This window comes from Mycoplasma seminis, assembly GCF_030718845.1.
Classification (GTDB): Bacteria; Bacillota_I; Bacilli_A; order Mycoplasmatales; family Metamycoplasmataceae; genus Mycoplasmopsis; species Mycoplasmopsis seminis.
Genome location: NZ_CP132191.1, coordinates 624,520 through 644,474, shown reverse-complemented (window position 1 = coordinate 644,474; position 19,955 = coordinate 624,520). Strand labels below are relative to the sequence as shown.

Sequence of the window (19,955 nt, the reverse complement as noted above, 5' to 3'; positions counted from 1 at the left end):
TGTACTGTGCTTAACCTTAAGTAATTAATAAATTAATTACTATATTCACAATAGCACTATTGTTTGTAAAAGAGTAATTTTAAAGTTGGAAAAGGTGGTATATGAAAATTCTTTCTAAAGAAGAAAAAAGTTTTGTTTGAGTAAATTTTAAAGATTTTGATTTAGCTGGTTTTTATATTCGTGTAGTTGATACTAAACATTGAAATGAAGTGGATACTAAAGAGTTAAATATTAAACTTAAAAAATACTTTAATCAACTTTGCAAGAAAAACAAAATTGAATTAATTAAAATCAATTATTCATTTGAAGATAAATTAATTAGTTTTGAATTAGCAAATAATGAAGATATACCTAAACTGATTAATTGTTTGCTTAGAGTAGATATTTCATTTGGATATAAACATATTTTTGTAAATGTAGGTAAAGTAATTGAGAGAGAAATTTCTTGTTATTAATGCAAGCAAATGATAATTATTATACTTCGCTTGAGTTTGCTAAATATGGTACTGAAAAGAAACTTTTAAAAGGACAAAAGGAAATCCATAATTGAGAGTTTTATACTAGCGGTACTTTTCTTAATTACATTACAAGAAGTGATGCAGTTTATATTCAAAATGATTTTGAAAATACTTTAACTTTAAAACAAGATTTCATTAATTCTAATTTAAGTTTTAAGCAATGATATGCAAGCAAAAGTAAATACTCTAGAAACAGTAATGCAAGTGGTGCTTATAAGTTGTTTAATGATGCTAAAGATATATCACTTGAAGATATGAAACAAGAATTATCCGGTATATCAAAACAACAACATATTTGAGAAATGATTATTAACTTAGGAAAAGATGGTGAAGATTTATTTTTTGTAGATAAAAATAAGTGAGCTGATGTTTTGAATAAAACACTTCCTAAGTTATTAAAGAAAAACAATTTATCAGCATCTAATGTAAATGGTTATTGAGCTATACATTGTAACACTGGTAATCCGCATATTCATTTAAGTTTTTGAGAAAAAGCTCCTAGCATACAAAAAGGTGATGAATACATTTATAAACCTAAAGGTGCATTTAATAAAGCATCCTTAACTATGTTTGAAAAGATATTTAAAGCTGAAATTACTTCTAATGCAAAATTGGAAGAAATTAGAGATAACAAAAAGCAAATTTGAGAGAAAAGAAAAGATATCAAAAAGGAACTTAAAAATTCACTTGAAGAAATGAATAAGGAACTTATGTGTCTTTCAAAAGTAAAAGCGATTAAAAAAGAATTAGATGGTAAAAACAATAAAACATTTGCTAATTTATCTGAAGAAAATAAACAAAATGTTCTTGAAATCTTTCAGTTTTTACTTAACTCAAATCAAGAGTTTAAACAAATTGTTGAGAATTATCAAAAATCACTAGGTGAAATTGAAAACAAAACATATCCTAATGATTTTCTTAAGCAATATGTTGATAACTTTTTAAGTAAAGAAAACAGTGAGTTTAGTTCTCAAATTGGAAACATTATTTGCAAAAGCATTTCAGCTATGCAAGAAAAGGATACTTGAAATTATTTTTTACCTAAGAAAAGGAAGTCAGAATTAGATTGATTAATTAAACGGTGAGAGTGAGAAGCAAATAGAATGCTATGAATTAAGGAACAAAAAAGTTTAAGAAGATTTGAAAAGGAAATTTTAAATAACTAATGCTAGCAAGAAGTAATAAATTTTGATTAATTATTAAACTGTTTCTATGTTTTGGATTAATTCCACTAGTACTTACATTTTTAATGTTTGTAATATTACAAATATTTGTATCTGGTAGTGGTGTGGTTAAACAATGAATACTTAAGGAAACAAGTTTTTGAACTGGTATCAATGTGATATGAAGTGTTGATGCTTGAAAAATGTATCGCTTGTGAAATGTATTAATACCACTAATTGGTAGTTTATGTTCTTGGCTCTATTTAATTATTTATCCATTAATCAAAAATAAGAAATCTAAAGCTGATGAAAACGATGGTTGATTATACAATGAAGAAACTTCTGCTGGAAGCTGAAGCAAATTCAAGAAAACTTTTAAAGGTGGTATTAATGGTTTTTGCTTAGGAAGAATTAAGAATAAGTTTTATGCAAATAAGAATGATACTCACAGCATTATTATTGGTACTGCTGGAAGTGGTAAAACTCAAAAAATCTTACTTCCTAATATTGAATATTTAGCAAGTATTAAAGATAAAAGCAATATGGTTATCAGCGACCCTAAAGGTGAAATACTTGCATCTAGTGGAAATATCTTGTTGCAAAATGGATACAAAATTGTTGTACTAGATTTATCTGATACTAGAAAATCAATTAAATGAAATCCATTAAAACTTGCTTGGGAACAAGTACATAATAAACCTAAAGAAGCAATTGGTGAATATGAAATTTCTCGTGCTTATGAAAATATTGCTGAAGTGGTAGATGCAACATTAAAATCCATATCTCAAGGTAATCAAGAAAACAACATTTGAGAGAGACAAGGTAAAAACATTATTGAACTTGTGCTGAAGTTTATGCTGTTATATTCACTTGAAGATGAAACATTTACTTTGAATGATTTCTCACTTGCAAATGTTATGTATTTCTTAAATGAAAATTACTTTAAAAAAGGTAAATGAATTGAAATATTACAAAAATACAGATACAAGAATGATGAATGAAAACGGATTTATACTAGTTGAGAAACTTATTTCAGTACTAATAAGGATACTTTTACTTCTATGCTTGCTAACTCAACAGATTTATGTTCTAAGTTTGCTTCTAGTCCCGAGATAGTACAACTTACAAGTAAAGATAACTTTGATTTTAAAGCGATGCTAAGAGATACAAAACAACCGTTTGCTGTTTATATTAAATATAACGATGCTGAAACAAATAAAAAGTTCTTGATTTCACTTTTCATTACTCAACTTTATCAAAATGCTATTGCTATTACTCAAGAAACTAATAATGGAAAATTGTCCGTTCCACTTCGTTTTATGCTGGAAGAGTTTAATTCACTTCCTAATGTGGATATAGCAAATTGAATGAGTATTTCTCGTTCTAGAAAAATCTTTTTCTGTTTAGTGTTGCAAGACTTTGAGCAACTTGCTAAATATGGTGGAAGAGATAAAACTGATGAGCTGATTAAAAATCAAGCACGGTTGCTTTATTATCTTGAAACTAATTCAATTAATACACTTGAAACTATTTCAAAACTCCTTGGTAAAAAGACTATTAAAAGAAAATCTACTACAACTTCTAAAAGTGGTACTAGTGAAAATGTATCCGAGCAAGAAAAAGAATTGCTTAGTGTTGATGAATTAAAGAATAAAAACTCTAAAAATATAATTGTTTTTACTGCTGGTAATAAACCTGTGATGATAGCTCCACAAATGTTTTATGAATATCATAAAAATGAAACAGTTTATGAAAACGATTTTACTAGAGATGATATTGAAATAACACAAGTATTTGATTTTGATACATTTTCAATTCAAAATGTTGAAGAAGAAATTGAAGAAATTAATATACAACCACTGATGGAAAAATACAATGCAAGTACTTGAAAATTTATGCTTAAAGATAAGGAAAAATAATGGATTGAAATAACTACGAACAACTAGATAGAAAAACTTTCAATGAGAAAATTGTTGATTATTTAGCAGTAGTTAAAATAACTGCAAAAAATGTTTTTAGCGAACCTAGAAAATTTACTGAGTTTTTATCTTTCGTTTCAAAACAATTTAATCAATTCAATGTTTGAACCTTAATGTATTTGTATGGAAAAAGTATGGATGAAACATATAAAAGTGTTAAGCAAGGTTATTTATTCTTTAAAGCACAGTTTGAAGAATATGGATGAACACAATTGGTTAAAAATGTTTCGTCTGAAAATATCTTATATCCACTTGGAACATATCAAATTAAAGAAACAAAACAAAATAAGGTGTTCTTTTATGAGTTGTTTAATGTTAAAGATAACTTAAATATCACTCAATGATTAGCAAATGCAAGGTTTCGGATGATTGATAAGGAAAATGTAGTGGAAGCAAGTTTAAATGCTTTTAAACAACTTTTAACTGCAAATGGATACAGTTTTAAAACTGCAACAAAATTACAAGGAACAATTGGGATTATTGATATTGATAATAAGTGTATTTACATATCAAGAGAGTTTGAAAAAAGTGATAACTTGCAACAAAAATGAAATTATTATGCAATGTGATATGTAATGATGAAGCATCTTAACAACAATATGCAATTGGAACTAAGTAAAAGACAAAAAGAAATATTAATTATTCATCAATTACTTTGCTTACATTGTGCTGTAGCATCAAAATTCTATGATGGAAAATTCAAGATGGATTTTCTTGGAAGTGATATTTGGGATAGAGTAATAAATTTTGAAGCATTGTATGAAAAGTCCTTAGAGATACTTAAGGAAGTAAATGATGGTATTAAACAGAAACAACTTAGTGAATATAAAAGCGGTATTTTAGTAAATGATTTTACTAAGTATTGTAAAGAAAACAATTTCTTTCAAATAAGCGATTTAAAAGTATTGCTAGATGAAGATTTTAAAATTAATGGATTGAATTCTGAATATGTTTTTTACTTTGATTATTTATCACTGTATAAAGAGATGAAAACAAATGATTTCTTATATGTAGAAGAATATTGTTGAAGAATTCAGACTATTAAAGAATATCAAGTATTAAAAATGTTTTGAATAAACATTAAAAAAAGGAGAGTTATGAGTAAATTAATAATAATGTTGAAAAAGGATGCAATTGAGCTAAAAGGTGATATTAAAACCTTATCTGAATTAGTTAAGGAAGAAATCAAGGATTTTGATAGCAATAGCTATTTAAAATGGTTTGAATTACTTAGTGGATTGTATGTAGGAAAAGATACTATTGCAATTCCTAGTGTATTTAAAAAAGATAAGAAAACTTTTAGGTTTGAAGAAGCTAATGAAGCTGAAATTAATAAGTTTAAGAAGTTTATTTTAGCTGAATTAGATACTCTTGCTGATAAGACTTTATGCAAGCAACTTAAGGAAATAGCAAATTATAAATTTGATAACAAGCATTTCAAGAAATCATACTGAGAAGAGATGCAAAACAAAAAAGGAGAGAAATGAGTAAATTATATAAAATTTAATTCAATAGCGGATAAAACAGTGCAAATTGATGGTGGTGTTGAAAAGCTATGTGAAATCTATAAACAAGAAGTTATTAAAGAATTCTCAAGAAGAAAATATTTAGATTGGTATTATGCATTTGAAGATATCACAATTAAAAAAGACAAAATCATTATTGATGTTGCTGGTAGAGATTTTGATGAAAATGTCTATGAATTAACTAAATGTTCTAATGCTGAAATTAATAAATTCAAAAAATATATTTGTGATGAAATCTCAAAATTACCTAATAAGGATTTAGTTGAAGAATTAATTGATTGATTTAAGTTTAGATGTGAATTTGATATTAAAAAAGAAGAATTATATATTCGTGCAAGTGATTTATTAAATAAGGTGGTAAAAGCTTAATGAAAAAGAAATGATGATTAACTCTAGGTACTGTGAGTACAATAAGTGTTGTAGCTCCCTTAACAACATTGAGTGTTGAAACTAGAAAACACAAAATAAAGGGTCCGGTAGGAAGCAATAAAGAGACTTATTTTGATATACCTAGAAAAATTAATAATTGAATTCTAAGATTTAATACATTAGGTTATGAATATAAGGATACAAAATATTTAAGTGATTTTTTTAGTATTGAAAAATGAAATGATGTAGTTGAAAAATACTTTAATTATGAAAAGAATATTAATCCAGTTGATGATAAAGATAAATATGAAACTGAAATTATTCAATTACTTAAAGATTTGAACCACTATGATAATAATGCTGATGTAGAAGAATTCATACATAGTAAAAAAGTAAATGAAGTTCTTAAATTAATCTCTAAAGACAGTGATGTGGATTTAGCAAAAGAGTTTGATGAAGCATTCTTTTTATTAAAAGATAAAAATATTCCTGTGGATGAATTAGAGAAATTCAATAAGAGAATGTATTATTTAATATTTTTAATTTATGTTAAAGAATTTACTCACAGTACTAATTCAATATATAAAAGTTCATTTACTTGAGAGATTTTGGTAAATAACATTTATAACATAATGAAATTTGATTTACACAATTGACAGAGTGAAAAAGATAAAATCAAATTATTAAGTGATGAAACAATTACAAAACTTCAACAAGCTTTTAAGGAAAAAATTATTAGTGATTATAAAAGAAATGATTTTTCTAAATATGAAGCAGTACCTGAACCTGTTTTACTTTATATCCGAGAGTTTGAGAAATTATTTGATGAAATAGTTTCACAACAAGAAGTGATTACTGAATATAAAGATGCTAATAAGCAAATTCCTAATATGTTTCATATTCAAAATTGAGATAAAGAAACACTTTTAAATGGTTATAAAGATAATTTAAAACAATTTAGTGAAAATATTATTGCTTACTTTAAAAGAGATAAGAATGATACTCAAAAAATCCATTGAGAATTAGAGAGATATAACTTATGAAATAAAGATGGATATGATAATTCATTTATGGATACTATACTAAAATCAAATTGAGATGATTTCACGATTAATATTCTGAGTGATAAATATGATTTTAGAAATAAATATAAAGCACTAGAAAAAATCAATGGATGAATTATTAATAAAAATATTAATCCACTTTATAACCTTGTTTTAAAACCTTATGAAACTGAAATTTCATATCTACTTAATGGTATAGAAGATAAATATAAAGAAACACAAGAGTTTAAAGCTATAGATTTATCTGGATACAACAAAATGCTACAAAATCCATTGCTATTTGATACTCCATTAAGAAGTTTAGATATCAATGAAGCTATTTCACTTAAAGATAAGTTATGAAATGAATATAATGCTCTTAAAGAATTTAAAAATAATTTACCTAATTTAGCTGTAAAGCAACCTAGTGAAGAAGCTCCTAAAGATGAAGTTTCTAACTTAGAAACACTTGAAGAAGTAAATAATGCAATTGATACTAAAAATAATGAAGTTGCAAAATTGCTTGATGATATTGCATCATTAAAAGCACAAGTGCAACAATTACAAAAAGATAATGAAGCTAATAAAGAAAAGATAGCTGAATTAGAAGATACTTTAAAACTACTTGTGGATGAATTACTTGCTAAAGAAAAACAACTTGGTATCTTAAAAGACAAAAAAGCTACATTAGAAGCTAAATATGCTGTAGCTGAAAAAGCTGATGAAGATAAAAATCAAGACAATAAACAAGTTGTTATTCAAAATAATAATGATGCATTAATTGCACTTATAGCTCTTAATACAGTTCTTTTAGTTGTTATCATTGCTCTTATTATTGTTTTAATTGCTAAGAAAAGCAAAACTAAAGTAATTAAACTAAAGGTGATTACTATTACTACTGATAAGAAAATTAGATACACACTACAACTACTTGATAATGGTAGATTAGTAGGTGAATTCAAGCAATGATTGCAAGAAAATAAAATCTATGAGATACAAGATTTAAAAGAAAAACTTGATATTTCACTGAGAGAATATGGAACAAGTAGCAAATATGCTGAAATACTTGGAACAGATGTTATTAAAGAGTTAAAAAAGCATAGTACTGGATTTATGTTTTTAGGTAAAAAAGAAAAACAAATTAGTTCTTATGCTTTAGAATACAAAACATTTCTTAAGGAAGAAGAAGTACTTGAAATGTTTTTCACTGATAACAATATACAAAAATTACAAAACAATTTAAAAGGTGGTAAATAATGTTTGCAACAGATTTAGAATATGCAAAATATTTAGAATATTTAAAAAACTCTTCATATAGTGAAGAAACTAAAGAATACATTAAAAACACAATGAATGCACTTGATAGTAGTGAGTTTGTTTCACTTGATAATGAAACAACACTGTCTGCTAAAGTGCTAAATGCATTAGCACAAGAAGTATCTGAAGAAGATATCAAGCATATGATGCAAGATATTGAGTACCTTGCTGATGGTGATTTAGATTATTTTAACTTAAGCAATGAGTATTCAGATTGAAAAAGCGACAATGAATATACAACTGAAGATGAATTAAGAGAAACTGTTGATGCTAATTTAAAAGAAAATGGTATTGATGCTAGGTATCTTAATTTAGCATATCAATTAAACCATAAAAATATTTATGGTGATTATATTAAAGTTGATGAATATGAAAATGATTTTGAAGAATATGATGAAGATGATTTAAAAAGAGATTTCATTAATGCAAAATTTAGCGATGTTTTAGATGAAATGTTTATTGCAACTAATGGTGAAGATAACAGCGATGCTTACACTTTATAATGCTTAAAGGTGGTTTATGAATAAGTATTATTACATTTATTCTTTAGGTGATGATTTTATTAGTATTAATCCTAGTTTTGAATTATATGCATCTAAAGAAAATCAGAATTCAAATAATCTTGGATTTGGTAAAACAAGTTTTAGTAATAAAGTATTTCAGTTTCATTGTGATAACTGTAAAGAAATAGTTAAAAATGATTTTCTTGAGAGTGAAAAAATGAATTGAAAAGTATTTTGCTTTGATGAAAAAGATAAAAGCAAAACAATGGAAACATTCTTATACTTTGCAAGTGATGAATTATTAAGTTATAAAAAAGTATTAAATAAACTTAAAAAGATATATCAAAAGTTTTTACATCAAGAAGTAAAGAATATTTTAGTAATTGATAATGAAACACAAGCTACTAAATTAAGTTTTATAACTCCATATTTTAATGTAGTTAATAATTTCTGGAGTAGTTTCTGATATGAGAATGTTATTGGATTTGAGAGTGAGTTATATGCATTAAAAGCATATGAAAAAAATTATCAAATGTGAGATAAAAAATATCAACACTTTATTGATAGTTTTGATAAAGAATATTATTCGTGAAAAAATGGTGAATATCTTGATTCAGTAGAAATCAAGGTAAATGAAGTATTAAAGGATTAACTTATGAAGAAATATTTCTATAGTTATCATACGGGTGAAGAGAGAATAACTATTCATAGCTTTGAAGAATGCAATAAATTTAATACTTGAGATACAGAAAATAATTATTCGGGTTTATTTCATTGTGGTGATTGTTGTTTTCAAGTATTTAGCAATGCTGAAGATAGGTATCGGTTAAATAACAAAAAAACTCAAGGTGCAATTACATATTGAGATGCAAGAGTAGGAAATACTGATTATTATTCATTTATTATCTATTTTTTCAGTGATAAATTACTAAATACAAAAGAAATAACTGACAAGCTTGAAGATATTTATCGTAAAAACATACTAAATTCTAGATTTACTGATATTTTTTGAGCTACTAAATATAACACAAATTATTGTCTAATTTCTCCTTTTATAGGAAAAATAAATTCAATTGAAGTTTTAGATAAAGAATTACAACAGAAACTCTATGAATATTATCTTGAAAAAGATTTCATATATACTGCTGGTTGTATGATTTCTGGTGATAGTTGAAGCGAAACTGTTAAAGAATTAAAATAAAAGAAAAAAAGATAGCATTTAGCTACCTTTACTGATAAAAGATATTAAAAACTTCTCAACATCATCATATTTGTATGCTCTAATGCATTTCATTCAATTGTTTTTAGCTTTAAGTCTAGGAAAATGCTCAAATTCAATTGATGGTGCAAGTATAACAAATTTAGAGTTTGGAAACTTTGATAATCAATTAGGAAGTTGCACACTTCAATTATCATATAGCAATTCAGATTTAATAACATTATTGTTTTCATCTACAAATCTCTTTACTATGTTCTTATTATCTGGATTTAAATATAGTTGAACATTATGTTGATAGAAAAAGCTAAAGAATATTATTCTGTCTATTGGTGCTTTTATATGAATGATTAGATTGCTATATGGAATATTCTTGTTATCAAGTGAAGTGATTTTATTGTTTTTACATTCTCCTAATTTTTCTCAAATATAATCGTGCTTGAGTAATTCATTTTCAATAATTTCTACAATATCTTTGTAATACAAATTTTCTCCTTTCAAGGAAATTATATTAAAACATAAGGTGGTTATATGAATAAAGTGTTCTTAAGTGGTTTTGTATCAGAGAATTCAGTTAAAAAGATACCTAGTGAAAAAGCTGAAATTTATACCTTTCAAATTAGATGCAAAAGAGATTTTAGTGATGGTAGTGATTTTATTAATATCACAACATTTAATGCAAATGCAAGCTATTTTGAGAAGTATTATAAAAGCAATAAATTTATTGAACTAGTGTGTCATATTTCGCAGACTGTATGAACTGATAAAAACGGTAAAAAGCAATACAAGGAACAAGTTATTGCTGATGAAATTAAAATAATTGAAACATATGCTGATGATGAAAATGAAGCATATGAAACATTAATTATTGATGAAGCTATGCAAGAAATAATTAAGGATGAAACATTAGAAAAAGAAACTAATGAACCTTATTTTGAGACAAAAACGGTTGAAACTGAAGAAGAAAATGTTTCACAAAACAGTGAAAAAGTTGTTGAAGAAGAAACAACTGAAAATGAAACACAAGCAGTAGCAACTGAAGAAGAAACTTCACAATATGATGAATTTTACTAGGGGGTAAAATGGAACAAAATAAAAAAGAAAATGAAGTGCAAGAAACAGCAACTTCAAATAGTCAAATTGTTAAGAATAACAATAGAGACAGAGATGGATTTAAAGATAAGTTTTTAAATTTCTTTAATCCTAAAAACAAAAAAGCACAAATACTAATTTTTAGTATTTTAGGTGCATTGCTAGCATTTTTAATTGTGATAATTACAATTTCAGTGCTAGGTATCATTTAATTTAACTTTGTTAAATTAATGTTTATAAGGTTTCTAAAATTTGATAAAATTTAGATAAAGGAAATGTTATGAAAAAGAAATGATGATTAACTCTAGGTGCTATTGGAACAATGCTTGTTCCATTTAGTGCTGTATCTTGTGGTATTTTTGGTTTAGGTGGTGGTGATTATAAAAAACCTGGTGGTGATGGAAATGATGGTACAGATAATCCATCTTTACAAGGTGGTGGGGGTAAAATTGAAACTCCTAAATTAAGTAATTCATTTGCATTGTATGATAAAACATTTAAACTTCAAAATTCTGATACTTGAAAAACTTATGCTGATAAAGAAAACTGAAGATATGATTTAGAAGCTGTTGTAGAAGAAAATAGTTGAATGGAAGAAAAAATCAAGCAAGATTTAAACTTAGGAAAATATATTGCTGAAATTAACACTTCAAGTAATGGTGTGATTTCACAAAATATTCCGTCAATAGCATTTATTTCTAAGTACATTAGAAATTTAGACTTTGCAAGTGGAAAACTTGTTAAAAGACAAGATGGTTCTACTGCAAGCAAGGAAGAATACAAAATGCTACTTGAAAAGCTTAAAAACTTGCTTAATCCTAAAGAAACAATTACACTTGATGCTAGAAAATATGGTGCAAGATATCAAATAGCAAGTTTTGCTAAACCATCAGAAGCATATCAAGTTGAGAGTTGAAATAAACTGGTAAATAATATCAAGGATAAAGATGTATTTTCTTACTATACAACAACTAATAGATATGACAATGAAATCTTAATTGGTGGTATTGGATTAGCACAAAAATGATGAAATGAAAATGGTACAAAAACTAACAATAACAAGGTTTGATTTGGATATTATGGTGATACTGATTTCAATGGATATGAAGTGCTAATTAATGGATATCCATTGCTAACTGGAAGCACTAATATTTTCAGTGATACAAGTGTTTCATTTACAGTGTTTAATGATGGAAAAAATTCAATAAATTATCCTAGTTATACATATGGAAATGATATGAACTTATATCTTAATCTAATATCAGCAAGTTATATCAAGATGCAAATGCTACAATATCAATTACTTAATGATTATCTAGACTTTTTACTTATGATGGTAGAAAAAGATGATAATGAAACTATTTCACAACACTTAGAAAAAGATGCAAATCACAAGATACTAATACAATATCACAATAGATTAATAGAATACTTACAAGCAAAAATGATTGTAGGAACAACTATTCCTTGAGAAAATGGAAAATTCAATACATATGATTTAACATTATTTGCTGGTGGAAGTTATTCTCGTGCAAGTGATTTTCAAGATACTTATGTATGAGCTATTAATCAATTCAACAACATAACACTTCCATTAATGTATGATGAAAACAACAATTCAAGAGATTTCAATAGAGATTTCAATAGAGATTTCAATATTAGATTTGAAGCTAATAAGAAATATAATCTTATCTGAACTGCTCTTGAAAAAAGTGTCGGTGCTTCTCGTCCTAAAGTTGCGAGTGATGATGTTTTAAGTAGCAAGAAACAAGATTTACTTAAAACTGCAAGTGAGTTATTTGGATATGAAAACAGAATAACAAATATAAGACAGCATACATTAAAAACTAAAGAAGAAATAATTTTAGAAGATAAAAATATTAGAAATAAGTTTTTAAAGGAACTTATTAACAGAAAATAATTTTTAGAAACCTTATAGCATACAATGGTGTGTTATAAGGTTTTTTATTTAAAGGTGGAAAAATGTTAAATGAAATTAAATTAATTGGAAGAATTGCAAATGCTCCTGAGCTAGAAGCAACTCAAAATGGTAATGAATATACAAGAATATCTCTTGCTGTTGATACTAAAGGAAAAAGCAACTTTATTCCCGTTGTATTATGAAATAAGTCAGCAGAGTATGTGGTAAATCATCTTGGAAAAGGTGATTTGATTATGATGCAAGGATATCTAAAAGCAAATAACTTTACAAATGCTAGCGGATATAGTCAAAAAACACTTGAAGTTGTTGCTGAGAGTGTGATGTGTCTAGAAGCAAAAGCTGTGAGAGAAATGAGAAAAGAAAACAAGGTGCAAGCAAGTAATCTTGCTGGTATGGAAGCAAATAATACAACACAGTATGCTAATTTAAGCTCTATGCAAGCGGATAAAGAAGCATCTGCTCGTGCTTACAAGAGAAGTGAAGCTATGCATCAACAAGAAGCACAAGCACAAGAAGAAGTTAAAGAAACATTATTTAACTTTGATGATGCAGAAGAGAGTGAAGATGCTATAGATGAAGAAGAAGCTGTTGAAGATGAAGTAGAAACAGATGATGATGAAGAAACTTCATCGTCTAGAATGTAGGTAGTATGAATAAGCGACGATTAAATAAGGAAATTAAGACACTTGAAGAATTAAAACTTTATAGAAAATGAAATATCAATTTCGCTATTAGAGATTTAGATAAGGAGCATAAAGATTTAAATGAAAAATTTATAGAAGCTATTCACTTTTTATATTGATTAAAAACTTTTTCAACTCCTAGTGATGAAATATTACAAGATGAACTTAATGATGTAGATTATAGTCTAAAAAATTATGATAATGTGGTTGATATTATAGATAATTTTCAATATTTTTGTAAAAACTATGATTGCTATGCTAAAGAGTTTTTTAACAAATACATTAAAAAATCAGATGATAAAAAAACCGTTGAAGAAGAATGAAAAAAATTCACTTCTTCATCAACAAGAAGTAGATTAAATGTTCTTTACAATAATGATGTTCTAATTCTTTATCAGCTTTCTAAAATAAAAGATTTAGATAATGAAGCATATATTTTGGAACTTGAAAAGATGAATATTAATAAAGATATTTTAGATAGAAATCAAATTCAAGATAATGAAAATGCTGAAAAAACAGTACAAGATGATGAAACTAAAGAAGAAAATTCATCATCTAGAATGTAGGTGGTATGAAACAACAAATAGATGAAGAAATTAAAGAAAAAAATTATGGATTAGAAAAGCAACTTTATCAAGAAAAGGTGAATGTTATTAGTAAATACTTTTCACACTTAAAAAACTTTTCAATTACTGATAGAAAATTAGCTAAATTACAAGCAAATGCTGTTGAAAATAATTCTAAGTATTATTGATATAACTTGGATGAAAAACAAAATCATCCTAAAGTGTATTTAATTGATTTTCATCCATATGTAATGGAAGATACATTTAAAGGAAATCACTGAAGTGTTTATCGTGATGATTTCACTGATTACTTTAATGAAAATTCATTTCCATATAAAACTATGGAAAAGATAAATGAAACCATTTTAAATGGTGCAAAAAACTTGCTGAATGAAGCTGATTATCAAGCTTTTGAAGATATGTACTTAGAAGAAAACTTTATGGTACAAGATATCTTTAAAATCACTTTTGAAGAGATTTCAAAATATCAAGTTATTTGCATTGATGCTACTGTAGCTGAACTGGTGGATAATGTAAAAAGTTTTATGGATGAGATTGAAGTTAAAAAGTACTTAAAAGATTTTAAAGACTTTAGTCAAGAGTTTAACAAGCATATTCTTAAACCACTTGTGGAAGTTTTAGATGAAGAAATGCAATTTACAATGCAAAAAGCTTTATTTGAAACTGGTGCAAATGAATACTTAGCTTATATGCAAAACAATGATGCATTGTGTGAAATTACAAATTGTAATGAAACACTTGATAATGAGTATCTAGCATTGCACGATGCTGAAATAACATTAAAGACAATTAATATTAATGTTTGAAATGAAGAATACAAAATTCAAAAAGCATTTAATGAAAATGCTGAAACAAATGAAACAACACAACAAAATGAAAATGAAACTGAAGAAGAAACTTCTGGTTTTAAAATGTAAAGGAAAATTATGGAAAATTCAATTATTAAATATTTCGCTGAAACAAGCGGTTCTAATGAAACAATTACAACTGGTATATCACAAGTTGCATCACAAGTGCAGACTTATGCTAATATCATACTTGGAGCACTCGCTGGGCTATTTGTGCTAGCAATGGCTATTATTTGTGCGATTGCATTTTATAAAGGTGCAAAAAGTGAAGATGAAAATGAGAGAAAAAAGCAATTGGATAAAGTTAAATGAGTATTCATTGGATTTGTTGCAATTTTAATTATTTGAGCTTTAACTGGTGCAATTACTGGTATTATGCAGACAGCATTTATGAATGGTGGTGGAACAAGTTCTAGTGCTGAACTTATGAAAAATGCAATTATAACAATGTAGGAGAAAAATGTTTGGTGGTTTATATTATGGTGTTTATAGTGCTTTTTCAACAATTCTTGTTGGATTACCACTTAAACTTATAACTGTAATAGTGCAAGCTTATCAACTGATAGCAATTGATTTACCACAATACATACTATTTGGTGTGAGAATATCAGATGGTATTAGTGGTGCTGAAGTACCATTAATGTTTGTGCGGTTTGTGATAGTCTCGTTGGTAATGTGAGTGTTTATGGTGATGCTTTCAGTGGTGCGGATGCACTATGCAAAAATGGATGGTAGTGATAATTATGTGAGAATAGCTCTTAAAAGAAGTGCAGTAGGTACTTTATATTTAATAGGTATTCCCGTGATACTGTTTGTTGCTAATATGCTTATAGCACTTGTAGTAGGTGTTATTCTTGGTAATGGTGGTAATAGTACATTAAGTGATACCATCTGAAGTTCTTTATATGATAAAAGAGAATTACAAGGAAGAATATCAATGGAAGATTGAAATTCTTGAAGCTCTTTAAATACTTCTTCTCAATATACAATACCTAGAGACTTTTATGATAAGTTAAATTGAGGTGAAGGGGTGCAAGTGATTATTACTGGTGCAATGATAGCACTTGGAACAATTTATTGTTTAGTGCTTGGTATTATGCTGGTAGTTGGAAAAGTGTTGCAAATGTTCTGATTATTTATGATATCTCCATTTGTGGTTTCAGCATCCATTATGGATGATGGAAAAAGAATAAAAATTTGACGAACACAATATATTGGAAAACAACTTTCAATACTTGCTTTCTTTGTTGGTATTCAAATTTATGTGCAATTTGTCGCTCGTGCTGGAAGTTATATTAATGCACTTGATGATGTTGGTTTCTTACTTAAGATACTTCTTTCAGTTGCACTGTATGTTGGTGGTGCATTAGCAATGCAAAACTTTGGTGCTGAAGTATCAAGCTTTATTGGTGAGAGTGCATCAATTAAAGAAGGTATGCAAGATATGAAATCAGTTATTACTGGTGGAAGAATGCTAGGAAAAATGGGTGGATTAGCTCTCGCTGGTGCTGGTGCAAGTGTTGCTCTTGGTAAAAAAGCTGGTGATATTGGAAGATTTGGACTTGGTGCTAATGGAAAACAACTTGCATTGGATAGAAAACAAGCAATTGCTAAATTTAAAAAAGGTGAGATTACTCGCAGTCAAATGCACTCACAAATTAGAGATGCTAAAGTAAAAGCATTTGAAAACAAACAAGCTAACAAACAAGCTAAACAATATTATAAAGATAATACAAAATTCAAGGATAGAATTAATCCATTTAGCAAGGAACATAAAGCACTAAGAGATGCTAAAAGAGCTAATATGGGATATACAACAAAATCTCAAAGAGATGCAAGTAAAGAAAATGCTACAAGAATATTGAGTGAAAAAAGAAATCAAGGAAGACTAAATATTGGTGATGCTTTCAAAAAGTGAGTAAAACCTAAACAAGATAAAAAAGATGCTAAAGCATTTAATAAGAAATATAAAGATTATTTTGGTGATAAGGATGGTAAATAATGCTACAACCTAAAGGTAATAATAAGAATAAATTATTGATTTATAGAGATTTTAATCTTGGTGATTTTGCTGTTGCGATGGTGCTAGCGGTGCTTTCATTTGTAATTGGATTTACAATACTTCCATCAAGTGTAAATGAAATCTTTAAGCTAATTCTTACAATATTTCTTATGATATCTTTTAGTTTTCTACTTATGAAAAATAGAAAATATAACTGTCGTGCTTATGTGCTAATTTTTCGTGCAATTAAATATATGTTTTCTAATAAGAAGTATGTGAAAACTTCTGCTAAAGGAAATAATACATTTAACCTTATACCTTATGAAGATATTGTGGATGAAATGTTTATTGCAACTAAAAACATTAAAGGTGGAAAAAGATTTCTTGGTGTTATTGCATTTAATGGAACAAATCCTTGAAGTGAAGATGAAAATGATGCTGAAATGTTTATTAGACAATTTACTGATATTTTAGATGCACTTGAAACACAAATTAGTATTGTGCGGTTAAGAGATTTGGAAGATTATTCAAAAAACATTAAGTATTTAGAAGCTAATAAGAAAATTAAAATGAAAAAGCTAGCTGATGAAAATGTTAAAGAAAACTTTAAGAAATATTATGATGCTAGAATGAATGATTTTAATGAACTAAATACAAGTTATGAAGTTGATAAATACTATATTGTTTTATATTCTAAAAATAAGGAAAATGTATTTAAAGGATTAAACCATATTTCTGATACTTTAGACAAAATGGGATTGATGAATGAAATCCTTAAACAAGAGAAATTGCTTAAATTTATTGCAAATAAACACGATGTGGAAATAAGTGATGAACTTATGCAAATGTATTTTGCTGAAGAAAATCAAGATAAAGGAAATCATATTTATTTAGATGAATTACTTGCGGTAGATGAAGTGGTATTTAAGAAAAACTACTTTAAGATGAATGAAATTTATTATTCAGTGCAAGCGATGAGTGAATTACCACTGCAACTTCCTAATAATTGAATGCAACCACTTATGAATAACAATTCACAAATTGTAATGCAATGTGTTCCATTTAATGAAGATATGCAAGCAATGATGCTTGATAAAGGAACAAAACGAACTGAAGATAATATCAATGGTATGAAATCTAAGTATGCTAAAAAGAGTAATTTATTGCAATTACAAGCAATGGAGTACTTGCAAGAGCAACTTATCACAAATCAAAATAAACTTTATGATATTCAACTACTGGTGATTAATAAAGCAAGTAGCTATGAAGAATTAAAAGAAATTGAGAATAGTAATTTTAGAGAAGCTAGAAAATATAAGATAAACCTTAATCCATTACCATTTAAGCAATTTGAAGCTTATTCTCAAACTTGCTTAATTACCACAAATAATCTCAAGGAACAAATGGAAATGAGTTCTTATAACTTTTCACACGGATGAGCTTTTGAAAATGCAATGGTGAATGATGGAAACATTAATATTGCATCATTAACTTATGATACTGCTGAACCACTTATCATTAATAGGTTTTATAAGAATTCAAGCAAGAGAAGTAATTACAATGCTTTTGTGCTAGGAAGTAGTGGTAAAGGTAAAAGTACATTTCTTGGAAAAGAAGTACTTTCACTACTTGCTGAAAACAATAGAGTATATATACTTGATATTCAAGGTGAGTATGTTAAGTTGTGTGAAAAATTTGGTGGTGAAGTTATAGATTTAGGTAGTGGTAAAAACACAACAATTAATCCACTTGAAATTAGATTTCAACTTTATGATGAAGATGAAGTTGATGCATTAGGTGTGAAATTAATCATTAATAAGCATTTAGAATGATTAGAAGCATACTTTAAATTAATTAATAATGAATGAAGTTTAGCATACATTATGATGCTACTGAAACTAGTAAAAGCACTTTATGCAAAATTAGATGTGTATGAAATTAAAAGTATTGAAGAATTAGCACACTTTGCTTTTCCTAATATGAGTGATTTAATTGCTTTTGCTAAAGAATATAAACTACCACAAGGTGAAAATATTGCAAGCAAGCAATTAATGCTAGCAGATATTATTGAAACACTTGAATTCTTATTTGAAAACAATGGTAAATATCAATATATTTACAATGGAACAACTAATATGAATTTAGATAGTGATTTTATTGTATTTAATATCTCAAAACTTGATATTAGTGATGATGAGATATCTGCTGTTTCAGTATTTGTGCTTATTTCATACTTACAGACTAAGATATTTAATAACTTCATTTTAGATAAAGAAACTAAAAGCACAATACTTGTTGATGAGTTTCATAGATTTAAAGATAATAAACTAACACTTGATGCATTATTCTATATGACAAAAACGGTGAGAAAATATAATGCTGGTATGCTGATTGCATCACAAAATCCATCAGATTTTCTTTCTAATGCTGATGCAAGCAAAAAAGCTGAAGCAATTATGATGAACTCACAATATTCATATTTCTTTGGATTAAGACAAAATGATTTAGAAGCTGTTAAACAGCTCTTAATTGCAATGTGCATTGCAACAGAAAAAATATCTGGAAAAATTCCGGATATTTTTTAAACCCCTAAAATTTACTTTTATTTTTAAAAAATTTGTTTTTTGCTGTATTCGATTTTCTTTTTAAATTGTTTCTGATAAAAAAGCGTTCATCACCTGGTATTGGTGTCCATTTATCCTTATAATAATTTCAGTCATAGAATAGTTCATCAGCTGATTGTCAATTGAAAATTTCCCTAGGCATATTATTTATTTCATTTTGTACAGCCAATATTTCTTCTTCAGAAATATTATTAAAATTTGTGCCTTTTGGAAAGAATCTTCTAACTAAACCATTAAAGTTTTCGTTTCCTCCTTTTTGAAATGAAGCATATGGGTCTGCACGATAAATAATAATTTGAAGCCTATATCCTAGATAAAAAAGTTTTGAGAACTCAAATCCATTATCAGCTGTTATGCTTTTAACATTTAATTGTTTTTCTCTAATTAAATTTCATAAAACCTCTGCAACATTTCATGGATTTTTACCCTTTATCTTTTTAATTATTCCGTATCTTGTTTTTCTTTCTGTAAAAGTTAACAAGTTATAGTTTTCCTTTCCGGATTTTCCAACGATAAAATCAACTTCTCAATGACCGAATTCTG

19 protein-coding genes are annotated in these 19,955 nt (G+C 27.0%); 17 read left to right on the top strand and 2 right to left on the bottom strand.

The genetic code is table 4. The features are described from left to right. The first annotated feature begins 101 nt into the window (after positions 1-101). The 8 genes from Q8852_RS02795 to Q8852_RS02760 are packed head-to-tail and all read left to right on the top strand — an operon-like array spanning position 102 to position 9,619. On the top strand, positions 102-455 hold the full coding sequence (locus tag Q8852_RS02795) for a hypothetical protein (RefSeq protein WP_305937662.1): 354 nt from the start codon (positions 102-104) through the stop codon (positions 453-455). Beyond that, positions 455-1,684, top strand: coding sequence for a relaxase MobL (gene mobL / locus Q8852_RS02790; RefSeq protein ID WP_305937661.1), 1,230 nt, complete (start codon positions 455-457; stop codon positions 1,682-1,684). Before Q8852_RS02795 ends, mobL begins: the two co-directional genes overlap by 1 nt. After that, entirely contained in the window at positions 1,684-3,600 is a 1,917-nt protein-coding gene (locus Q8852_RS02785; RefSeq protein ID WP_305937660.1) for a type IV secretory system conjugative DNA transfer family protein, read from the top strand. The genes mobL and Q8852_RS02785 overlap by 1 nt, the downstream gene beginning before the upstream one ends. Continuing rightward, a complete protein-coding gene (locus Q8852_RS02780) occupies positions 3,600-5,555 on the top strand; it encodes a hypothetical protein (RefSeq protein WP_305937659.1) in 1,956 nt (651 codons plus the stop codon). The genes Q8852_RS02785 and Q8852_RS02780 overlap by 1 nt, the downstream gene beginning before the upstream one ends. Next, complete coding sequence (locus Q8852_RS02775) at positions 5,555-7,855, top strand: coiled-coil domain-containing protein (RefSeq protein WP_305937658.1); 2,301 nt, start codon at positions 5,555-5,557, stop codon at positions 7,853-7,855. Before Q8852_RS02780 ends, Q8852_RS02775 begins: the two co-directional genes overlap by 1 nt. Then, positions 7,855-8,418, top strand: coding sequence for an Mbov_0392 family ICE element protein (locus tag Q8852_RS02770; protein WP_305937657.1), 564 nt, complete (start codon positions 7,855-7,857; stop codon positions 8,416-8,418). The genes Q8852_RS02775 and Q8852_RS02770 overlap by 1 nt, the downstream gene beginning before the upstream one ends. Positions 8,419-8,434: 16 nt before the next feature. After that, the gene (locus tag Q8852_RS02765; RefSeq protein ID WP_305937656.1) at positions 8,435-9,070 is read left to right on the top strand and encodes a hypothetical protein; all 636 of its coding nucleotides are present in this window, start codon (positions 8,435-8,437) and stop codon (positions 9,068-9,070) included. Positions 9,071-9,073: 3 nt separating this feature from the next. Further along, on the top strand, positions 9,074-9,619 hold the full coding sequence (locus Q8852_RS02760) for a hypothetical protein (protein ID WP_305937655.1): 546 nt from the start codon (positions 9,074-9,076) through the stop codon (positions 9,617-9,619). An 18-nt stretch (positions 9,620-9,637) separates the two neighbouring features. Here Q8852_RS02760 and Q8852_RS02755 read toward each other — a convergent pair whose 3' ends face one another. After that, complete coding sequence (locus tag Q8852_RS02755) at positions 9,638-10,120, bottom strand: hypothetical protein (protein ID WP_305937654.1); 483 nt, start codon at positions 10,118-10,120, stop codon at positions 9,638-9,640. A gap of 45 nt (positions 10,121-10,165) precedes the next feature. Between Q8852_RS02755 and Q8852_RS02750 the strand changes: the two genes are divergently transcribed. The 9 genes from Q8852_RS02750 to Q8852_RS02710 all read left to right on the top strand — a co-directional run bounded on the left by Q8852_RS02750 (position 10,166) and on the right by Q8852_RS02710 (position 19,373). After that, complete coding sequence (locus Q8852_RS02750; protein ID WP_305937653.1) at positions 10,166-10,708, top strand: single-stranded DNA-binding protein; 543 nt, start codon at positions 10,166-10,168, stop codon at positions 10,706-10,708. An 8-nt stretch (positions 10,709-10,716) separates the two neighbouring features. Continuing rightward, the gene (locus Q8852_RS02745; RefSeq protein ID WP_305937652.1) at positions 10,717-10,938 is read left to right on the top strand and encodes a hypothetical protein; all 222 of its coding nucleotides are present in this window, start codon (positions 10,717-10,719) and stop codon (positions 10,936-10,938) included. A 68-nt stretch (positions 10,939-11,006) separates the two neighbouring features. Next, positions 11,007-12,647, top strand: coding sequence for an MAG3960 family lipoprotein (locus Q8852_RS02740; RefSeq protein WP_305937651.1), 1,641 nt, complete (start codon positions 11,007-11,009; stop codon positions 12,645-12,647). 62 nt (positions 12,648-12,709) lie between these two features. Then, on the top strand, positions 12,710-13,312 hold the full coding sequence (locus tag Q8852_RS02735) for a single-stranded DNA-binding protein (RefSeq protein WP_305937650.1): 603 nt from the start codon (positions 12,710-12,712) through the stop codon (positions 13,310-13,312). Between the two features lie 5 nt (positions 13,313-13,317). Beyond that, positions 13,318-13,917: a hypothetical protein gene (locus Q8852_RS02730; protein WP_305937649.1), complete on the top strand. Its 600-nt coding sequence runs from the start codon at positions 13,318-13,320 to the stop codon at positions 13,915-13,917. 5 nt (positions 13,918-13,922) lie between these two features. Continuing rightward, positions 13,923-14,855: a hypothetical protein gene (locus Q8852_RS02725; protein WP_305937648.1), complete on the top strand. Its 933-nt coding sequence runs from the start codon at positions 13,923-13,925 to the stop codon at positions 14,853-14,855. Between the two features lie 9 nt (positions 14,856-14,864). Beyond that, entirely contained in the window at positions 14,865-15,239 is a 375-nt protein-coding gene (locus Q8852_RS02720) for an Mbov_0395 family pilin-like conjugal transfer protein (protein WP_305937647.1), read from the top strand. A 7-nt stretch (positions 15,240-15,246) separates the two neighbouring features. Further along, positions 15,247-16,788 (top strand): Mbov_0396 family ICE element transmembrane protein, encoded by a 1,542-nt coding sequence (locus tag Q8852_RS02715; protein ID WP_305937646.1) that lies wholly within the window; start codon positions 15,247-15,249, stop codon positions 16,786-16,788. After that, positions 16,788-19,373: an Mbov_0397 family ICE element conjugal transfer ATPase gene (locus Q8852_RS02710; protein WP_305937645.1), complete on the top strand. Its 2,586-nt coding sequence runs from the start codon at positions 16,788-16,790 to the stop codon at positions 19,371-19,373. The genes Q8852_RS02715 and Q8852_RS02710 overlap by 1 nt, the downstream gene beginning before the upstream one ends. Positions 19,374-19,377: 4 nt before the next feature. On the opposite strand, the gene Q8852_RS02705 is transcribed toward Q8852_RS02710, so the two are convergent. Next, positions 19,378-19,926 carry an IS30 family transposase gene (locus tag Q8852_RS02705; protein ID WP_305938407.1) on the bottom strand — a complete coding sequence of 183 codons (549 nt, stop codon included), beginning with the start codon at positions 19,924-19,926 and terminating at the stop codon, positions 19,378-19,380. Positions 19,927-19,955: the final 29 nt, after the last annotated feature.